Origin of the sequence: Haloarcula sp. CBA1122 (assembly GCF_009741785.1) — an archaeon.
Classification (GTDB): domain Archaea; phylum Halobacteriota; class Halobacteria; order Halobacteriales; family Haloarculaceae; genus Haloarcula; species Haloarcula hispanica.
Genome location: NZ_WPCB01000083.1, coordinates 1 through 8266 on the forward strand (window position 1 = coordinate 1; position 8266 = coordinate 8266).

Annotated in this window: 8 protein-coding genes and 1 pseudogene; 3 read left to right on the plus strand and 6 right to left on the minus strand. The window is 64.1% G+C overall.

Annotated elements, in window-relative coordinates:
- From GJ630_RS18705 to GJ630_RS18710, 3 genes are all read right to left on the minus strand, one after another.
- The coding region (locus GJ630_RS18705) for a glycoside hydrolase family 32 protein (RefSeq protein WP_191450680.1) at positions 1–1630 on the minus strand (1630 nt) is incomplete at its 3' end.
- A 233-nt stretch (positions 1631–1863) separates the two neighbouring features.
- A complete protein-coding gene (locus GJ630_RS20410; protein ID WP_023843340.1) occupies positions 1864–1998 on the minus strand; it encodes a hypothetical protein in 135 nt (44 codons plus the stop codon).
- 220 nt (positions 1999–2218) lie between these two features.
- The gene (locus tag GJ630_RS18710) at positions 2219–3715 is read right to left on the minus strand and encodes a hypothetical protein (protein WP_151103577.1); all 1497 of its coding nucleotides are present in this window, start codon (positions 3713–3715) and stop codon (positions 2219–2221) included.
- A gap of 206 nt (positions 3716–3921) precedes the next feature.
- Between GJ630_RS18710 and GJ630_RS19775 the strand changes: the two genes are divergently transcribed.
- Positions 3922–4107 (plus strand): hypothetical protein, encoded by a 186-nt coding sequence (locus GJ630_RS19775; RefSeq protein WP_008311620.1) that lies wholly within the window; start codon positions 3922–3924, stop codon positions 4105–4107.
- Here the strand turns inward: GJ630_RS19775 and GJ630_RS18720 are convergent.
- Together GJ630_RS18720 and GJ630_RS18725 are read right to left on the minus strand one after the other, a co-directional pair.
- Positions 4104–5198, minus strand: coding sequence for a rod shape-determining protein (locus GJ630_RS18720; RefSeq protein WP_008311619.1), 1095 nt, complete (start codon positions 5196–5198; stop codon positions 4104–4106). The genes GJ630_RS19775 and GJ630_RS18720 overlap by 4 nt on opposite strands.
- A 140-nt stretch (positions 5199–5338) precedes the next feature.
- The gene (locus GJ630_RS18725; protein ID WP_191450682.1) at positions 5339–5824 is read right to left on the minus strand and encodes a FlaD/FlaE family flagellar protein; all 486 of its coding nucleotides are present in this window, start codon (positions 5822–5824) and stop codon (positions 5339–5341) included.
- Positions 5825–5994: 170 nt separating this feature from the next.
- Here GJ630_RS18725 and GJ630_RS18730 point away from each other — a divergent pair, with 170 nt between their 5' ends.
- Both GJ630_RS18730 and GJ630_RS18735 read left to right on the plus strand, forming a co-directional pair.
- On the plus strand, positions 5995–6900 hold the full coding sequence (locus tag GJ630_RS18730; RefSeq protein ID WP_014040807.1) for a ParA family protein: 906 nt from the start codon (positions 5995–5997) through the stop codon (positions 6898–6900).
- A complete protein-coding gene (locus GJ630_RS18735) occupies positions 6897–7880 on the plus strand; it encodes a chemotaxis protein CheW (RefSeq protein ID WP_191450684.1) in 984 nt (327 codons plus the stop codon). The genes GJ630_RS18730 and GJ630_RS18735 overlap by 4 nt, the downstream gene beginning before the upstream one ends.
- A 28-nt stretch (positions 7881–7908) precedes the next feature.
- Here the strand turns inward: GJ630_RS18735 and GJ630_RS18740 are convergent.
- Positions 7909–8266 (minus strand): annotated as a pseudogene (locus GJ630_RS18740) (NADH dehydrogenase FAD-containing subunit); the annotation flags it as partial.

An 8266-nucleotide genomic window follows, 5' to 3' on the forward strand; every position in this document is an offset into this window, starting at 1 on the left:
GCCGCTGGCAGAGGCCGCCGTCGTCGGCCAGGGACAGCTCCCGGGGCAGCGACATCGCGCCCGACCAGCCGGCGTCCCACTGCCCGCTCACGTCCCGGGCCTCGGGGAGCCACCCCCAGGTCAGGATGCGGCCGTCGTCGGTCCACATCGACTGCGGGGCGTAGAAGTCGCCGTGGTCGAGCTTGTCCCGGCGGTCGACCTCGAACTCGCCGTCCGCGTAGGTGCCCAGGAAGTACACCACGTCCTCGTAGTTCGAGATGTGGAGGAGCTGGCGGTCGCCGAAATCCAGCAGTTCCGGGCACTCCCAGACGGTGCCGGCGGTGTCGCGGTCGCCGGTGAGGATCGGGCCCTGATACTCCCAGTCCCGGAGGTCAGCGGACTCGTACAGCAGGGCCGCGCCGCCGCCGCCCTCCATGCCGGCCCCGATGAGCTGATACCAGGTCCCGTCCTCGCGCCAGACGCAGTGGTCCCGGAACTCCCCTTCCCAGTGCTCGGTGCGGAGCACCTCCGGCTCGGCCGGCAACTCCTCGATGATGGGGTTGTCCGGGTCCTTGTCCCAGGCCGTGAGGTCGTCGTCCGCGGCGGTGGCGATACAGGGGAGCTGGCGCTTGTCCCGACCGCCGGTGTACAGCACGGTCGGGACGCCGCCGTCGTCGACCGCACAGCCGGACCAGCAGCCGTCCCGGTCCGGGCCGTCCGGCGAGGGCGTAAGCGCGACCGGGCGGTCCTCCCAGTGGACGAGGTCGTCGCTGACGGCGTGGCCCCAGTGAATCGTGTTGTGGAACGGCCCGGCCGGGTTGTACTGGTAGAACAGGTGGTAGCGCCCGTTCCAGTGGATGAGCCCGTTCGGGTCGTTGAGCCAGTTCGCCGGCGGCGTTACGTGGTAAGACGGGCGACTCGGGTCATCGCCGAGCCGCTCGCGCAACTGCCCGAACGTGTCGACGTCCTTCGGACGGCCGGTCAGCGGGTGCCGGTCGGCCGTCGCCAGGAATCCCAGCGCGTTCTCGATGAGCGTCTCGCGGTTGCCCCGGCACACGTCGTGGGTCGGCTGGGCGAACGCTACGGACGACCCGATGCCCAGCACCTGCCCGGCCCCGGGCTCCCAGGAAAGAATCGACATCTGCTTGACCACGTCGGTGTCGCCACGGACCGTACTCGCGAGCACGTCCCCGGACTGGGGCGCGATGGACTCGTATCTCGCGTAGGGGATCGTCACGCCGGCCCCGCGGGTGTGGACGCGAAGGGTGTCGTAGTCCGCGTGGATTGGGTGGTCGGCGTACAGGGCCTGCCAGAGGTGTCCGGTCGGCTCCGGAATCTCCTCCCAGCCGACGGCGTCGGGCGCGACGTCGTCGAACCCGAGCGGTTCGACGGCCGAGAGCGCGCTCAGTGTCAGCAGGAGCGAGCCGCCGTCACGAACGTACGCGGCCAGGGCCGGCGCGTCGGCCAGCGCTCGCTCGTCGAACAGTTCGTCCCGATGCCACCAGAGGACATCGTACTCGGTCGGCTCGACCGACGAGAGCTCGCACCGCTCGGCATCGTCGACTGCCTCCTGACACCAGTCGTACGCCGCCGCCTGCTCGTCCGTACAGGCGTCGGCGTAGAGACAGCCGATGCGTGGCGAATTTCCCATTGCCTCGGTATCCCTTCCTGAAATATAAAAACATTCGGCAATCGTTTCTGAACGAATATGCACGCTCTTGTTGATTATGTCGTCGATGCGGCCAGCGGAGCGTCTGGCGGCCTATCGGCGGCGTCCAGTGTAGCCCCACCCAGTCAGTGACGGTGGAAAGAGATACCGAGGACAGTCAATAGCCAGAGCAGTGGCTGAAAGCGGACTATCGGTGAGAAAGCGGGCGGAACCGGTCAGTGAACGCGGGCGTTGCGGGCCTCGGCCTTCCAGTCGATGACGGTTTCGTGACAACTGGGACAGACGAACTCGGTGAGCTTTGTCGTCTGATCGTTGTATGACATCCGCGTGCCACAGTTGGTACAATCCATTATAATTGTATATATTCTACTGAAGGATATAAATTTTCTCCTGACCATAGTCGGCTCGGGCGGGAGAGGTCCTGACACGGCTGAATTATGCTATGTCATTACATGGTGTTGATCAGATACCCTCAGTCTGTGGTGATAGCGCCACCGCTACACAGTTTCGCCAGGGTGCGGACGGTCGCAGACAACGGACGGCGAGCCGAGAACGGATGGCTAGCGAGGACTACGACCCACCGTGTCCCGTCGGATCGATTTTCGGGTCGGTGCCGTCGATACCGCTCTCGATATCCGAGAGGTCAGTCGTGTCAGTCGGTGACGGCGAGGGTTCGTCGGCGGTCGTGATGTCCAGGTCCGGCGTTGTCCCAGTCTCGTCGAAGCGGTCGTCCACGTCGACGGGTTCGCCACCGAGTCTGGCCTCCGTCCGCGAGAGTCGCTGTTCCACGGCATCCAGTTCCGCTTCAAGGTGGTCGGTGGCGTCCGGATAACAATCCCTGGCGTCCGCCAGCGCGGTTTCGAACGCCGCCCGGGCCGTCTTGTACTCCTTTAACGCGGCGTCGGGCTGGCTGGCGTCGGCGTACCAGTCCCCTGCCTCCATCGCGTCCGTCGCGACCGTCCGCCGCGCGGCGACGAGGTTCTCCGCGACTGTTCCCAGTCGGTCCCGGACCTTCTCGGGGTCGCCAGCGAACCGCCGCTCGTCCGCGCCCCAGTCGAGTTCGAGAACGTCTCGGTAGGCTTCGAGCGCCTCGGCCCAGTGATCGGCGGCGACAGCGGGGTCTTCCGCTGCGACGGCCTCGTTGTCGGCCGCGACCGCAGTGCGCAACGGCGACTGTTCGAGGTCCTCGATGACGGTGTCGAGTCGGTCCCGCTCGGCACGGATGTCCGGGAGGTCGGTGACGCCCCCCGTCGGGAGCGAAAAGATCTCGTCGTACTCCGCCCGCGCCGCCTCGTAGGCGTCGTACGCCGCCTCGAAATCGTTCCCCCGCCAGTGCTTCTCACCGGTGTCGACCGCCCTTCGGGCACGGCTGCGGCGGACTTCCGCGAGTGTCGCGACGTGGCGCTCCCGTACCGTCGCGACACGCCTTTCGAGCGCATTCGCGTCTCCGGGCGGCCCGAATTCGGTGGCCGTCTCGCCGGCCGCGTCGAGTCGGTCCCCGGCTTCCAGCACCGACTCCAGTGCCTGCTCGTGGTCCCCTCGGTCGCGCTGTTCGGTCGCAGTCACGAGGATCCGCTTGACCTCGTCCAGGATGTTCTCGACGCGAACCCACGCCTGTGACGCGTGCGAGAGATACGCCGTCAGGTCCACGAGTCCCTGCTTGCCACAGTGGACCTGCCACTCCGTGTCGCCACATCGCCGAAACGTGATCCGGCCGTGTCCGAGCGACCGGTCACCCGAAATCTGGTCGATATCGACGTGTGGGATGGCGAACCGCGTGTCGCCGTCGTCGTCGCCCACCAGCAACAGGAACCGCTTGTCAGTCACGATCCCGATCATCCGGTAGTTACTTCCTGGTCGCACCGTCTCACCGGACTCCGACGTGCCGATTTCGATGCCGTGCTTGCGACTGGTGAGGGCGAACTGCGCCGTCTCGTCGTCGTCGACGGCTCCCAGTGCTGGCCCATCGTGGAGATATCCGGCCGAGAGGAGTCCGCCCGAACCGGTGCCGGTGAGAACGTCGGGCGGATCTCCCTCGAAATTATCTAAGTTGATAATTTTTCCCATTACCGGGTAGAATAGGCCTTAGGACTTGATATTCACTTATCTATTCTGATATCGCTGTGGTAAATTAATCTGGTTTGGGTGCATATCGTGCTGCTGTTCCTCGGTCACGGCAGCCCTGTCGACTACGCCGTGACTCCCTACCGTGCGTCAGCCGGCAGACGGCTGTCTGACTTGGCTTTAGGTATCATGTCTCCGTACTTGGCCACATGCCACGTACCCGTCTCAGCGGGGGTTCGTCTCAGGAGCGACAGGGTGGTGGTCTCTCGACCGACGCGACCCGTCTCGGAATCGACACTGACGTATTCGAACTGCTCTCGACCGATCGTGGTCACGAAATGGCACAGTCTGAGCCCAGAATCGAACGGTGGCTGAACTGCTGGCGGAACCCCTAGTTGGTCTCGACGAGACGCGCCGCGATCCGCTGTGCGCCGATGGTCGGCGCGACGTCCGGTTCGTCGGCGGCGATGACTTCGATGTCGCGGTTCAGCTCCGCACTGAGTCGCTCCTCGAACTCGTCGACGATGCCGGGGATACAGGCCATGCCGCCGGTGATAGCGATCGGCCGGTCCAGTGCTAGCTGGTACACCTTCATGTAGTCGTTCGCCAGCTCCGGCAAGAACGTGTTCGCCAGTTCGTCGACAGCATCGTCGAGGTACTCGTTGACCGCGTCCATCACCGAGCGCTCGATGGTGAACTCGTGTGAGCCGCCGCCGGGCTGCTGGATGATGTCCGTGAACGGCTCGAAATCGACGAAGTCGGCGTGTTCCTCCTTATATTCGCGGGCAGTCTGATTGTCAATGTTGACCCGGCCCTGGGTCTCCTCCTCGACGTAGTTGGCGATCATCCGGTCGACCTCGTTCCCGGTCACCGCACCCGTCGTGAACGGAGAGAGCTGTTCACCGCGGCGGTACGCGGAGGCTTCGAGGTTCGTCGACCCCATGTTGACGGCGACGAAGATCTCGTCGATGGCTTCCAGGTCGTCACCGAAGGCCGGAATGGAGCCACACAGCGACTCCGGATAGCTCTCGACGAGTTCCAGCCCGATCGAGGAGTTCTCGATGACGTTCTGCAGGTTCTCCAGCCCGGTCGGGTTGTCGATAGTCGGGATGGCGTACACGACGCCGCTGTTTGCCGGAATGTCATGCTCCTCGATGATCGCCTCGAAGAACGTCTTGGTCATCTCGGCCCGGTCGGCGTCCTCGGGGAGTCCCGACCGAAGCATGTACTCGACGCGGTCCGGATACTCGCGGGCCGCTTCCTCGCCGTAGAGGATCTTCTCCTCGCCGGTCAGGGCGTCCTCGTACGTCGCCATGCACGTCAGTGTCTTGATGATTCGGTTCTCCGTGCCGTGTTCGCCCGGCAGGGCAATGACGGTCCGGGTGCTCCCGAGTTTGACCCCGACCGGAACAGCGGCAGCGCCGTCCGACGACACACCGGCGTCCGATTCGGACCCGGTGCCGTCGTCCGCATCCTCGTCACTCATATACGGTCGTCCTTGTCGACCGCCCGATATATATCCTCTCCCTAGTATTCAGGACTGATAGCTGTCCTCTCAGGTGGCTGATACTGAAACCCCCTCGGTAGCAGGGATTCGAAGGAAAGAGCTGGTGCTGAAAACGAGCGTTACGTCATCGCAGTGAGCTTCGCGACGTAGACGAGACTCAGCATGTGGTCGTCGACGCTCAGTTCGTTGTCGTCGTTCGTCGCCGACTCGTCGATGCCGAGCAGATAGTCCGAGAGGTTGTCCTGTACGTCCTCGGTGATCCAGTCGATAGAGCGGTAGTAATCGAGCGCTTCGTCGGCCCCCTGATACCCGGAGTGCATCAGCAGGAACTCCAGCCACTCGAAGACCACGAACTCCGCGGCGTAGGTCTCGGGCAATGTTTCGAGATAGGGCTTCTCGTTGGCGTCGCCGCCGAGGAACGGCAGCAGTTCACGGTACAGCCCGGAGCGGAACGAACTCCCCGCAAGCACCTCTTCGTCGGAGTCGTCAAGCCCCATGTCGAGGCCCGTCGGGTCCGGGACGTCTTCGTCGCTCATCCCGTTCCCCCGCTGACGAGCCATCTTCCGTAACTCGTCGAGGTCGTAATCGCGCGGGTTGATGGTCATGATACTGACCCTTCAATCTACACAATCATAAATCTTGCACACCGTCAGACGGCCGTCATGCACACGCTCGCGGGTGTTTCTGTCTCGTCCGCGTTCCGTCCCCCAGTTGCGACGTTGATAATCGGGACCACATTTTTATAGTGGCTCGGAGTCGACCTGTGGATACTTGGATGATGAACCGGCAATCAGAAACCGGTCCAGCCCGCTTCTGTGTGACCAACGCGAAAGGCGGGACCGGAAAGACGACAGTTGCTATCAACGTAGCCGGTGCACTGAACGACCGCGGCCGGGACGTCCTCTTTATCGACCTCGATCCCCAGGGCAACGCCACGGAAGGCGTGGGCCTCGTCGAGGCGTACGACGCCGACCCGCCGACGCTGTTCGACGCACTGACTGGCGACCCATCGGCGCTGGGTGAGCTTATCTGCGAAGGCGAGGAGATGGACGTGATCCCCTCCAGCATCGATATGCTCCAGGCCGAGCACGAACTGACCATCGCCGACCTCATCGCCCGGGTCAACACCCAGGGCGGAGATATCGATCAGGCCGCGCTGGCCTCGTTCGCGATCAACATCACGCCGGAGATGGTCACGGGGTCACACGCGCTCGACACGCTCGACCGGGCGCTGTCGACGCTCGATGCCGAGTACGACTACGTTATCATCGACTGCCCGCCGTTCTACGGGAAGCTGACTGACACCGGCATGTACGCCGCACAGAACGTCCTCATTCCCGCACTGACTGAAGCGACCTCCGAGCGAGCCATCGAACTGCTGATGGATCAGATGGCCGCGATGGAGCGCCAGACCGACGCGTCGATCAACACACTCGGCGTCGTCGCCAATCGGGTCGAGACCACGTCCGAGGACGAGACGATGCTCGAATGGTTCAACATGGCGTTCCCGGACAGTCCCGTCTGGGAGGTCCGCAAACGGGTGGCGCTTCAGCGGGCGTTCAGTGCCGGCCAGTCTATCTTCGCGACCGAGGAATCGTGTGACATGGCGGCTGTCTTCGAGGACATCGCCGCTGAACTCGACGAGCAGTTCGGCTTTACCGACACAGAGGTACCAGCATGAGTGACGACGAACGTATGGACAGGGCGGAGCGCATCCGGCAGATGCGCGAGGGGAACAAGGCAGAAACTACCGACGACACTGAGGAGACAAACGACGCCTCCGCGGACGGCTCCGGTGAGCAGCCCACCGACGAGGGCGAAACCGAGGAGACAGCAACCGAGGTAGCCACCACGGACTCAGCGGCCGCCAGCGATGACGCGGCTGACGAAACGGCTACTGCCGATGAACAGGCCACCGACGATGGCGGTAGCGATACTGGCTCCGACGGCGCAACGACTGATCAGAGCGACACTGACGCGATGGCCGCCGCACAGCGAGCGGCAGAGGCCTCCGCCCAGGTAACTCCCGAGAACGTCGCCGCCGGTGGTGCCGACCAGCCGACGGACGACCTGTCGGCGTCGGCCAGCCCGATGCAGGGACCGACCGGCGTTGAGTTGCCGGACCAGGAACTCATCGAGGAGGCGATGGCGTCGGACAACACCGCCACGACCGAGGGTGGCGCTCGCGCCGCGGCTATCGACGACGACGCGACCCAGACAGAAGAACTGGTCCGGGTACTCGAGTTCGCGCTCGGTGACGAGTACTACTGTCTCGATATCGACTACGTCGAGGAGATCGTCAAGCGCGAAACGGTCACCCGCGTTCCCAACACCGAAGACTACGTCGAGGGCGTCGTCGACCTCCGCGGGCAGATTACGACGATTCTCAACCCCAAGGAGATGATGGACATCGACAGCGATGGGACCGAGAATCTCATCGTCGTCTTCGACGCAGGTGTGTTCGAGGAACAGGGCGCGATGGGCTGGATCGTCGACGAGGTCCGACAGGTCGTCCCCGTCGCCGAATCTGAAGTGAACACCGCCCCAGTCGACGGCGAGTACATCAACGGCGTCGTCGACCGCGACGGCGAAGACGAGTTCGTCATCTGGATCGAACCCGACGACGTGCTCGGGAACGCGACCGCGGACGGCGAGGACTGACGCGCCGATCTACGGTTTTTGCGGTACTTTATTCGGGTTTCGTGTCCCTCGCATCGAGGTCCAACTCCTCGCTGACGAGATCGACCGCGTTCTGGACGGCTCCAACTGTTCCCAGATAGCCCGCGCCGACAGTCGTCTTGAGCGCCAGCGCGGCCCGCCCGGTGAGGATAGAGGGGCCGACCTTCGCCACGGCGTCGTCGCCGACCGAAACGAGCCACCCTGGGACATTGAACTGGTACTGGGTCAGTCGGGGCTGGAACTCGCCGGAACCGCCCTGTTGCCGCTCGACGAGCGTCCCGATGTTGTCCGCGGCCACACGGGCCTCGCGGATGGCAGCCGCCGCACTCGCCGGCACGGCCTCGCCGTCGCGGTCGACGACTCGGGCG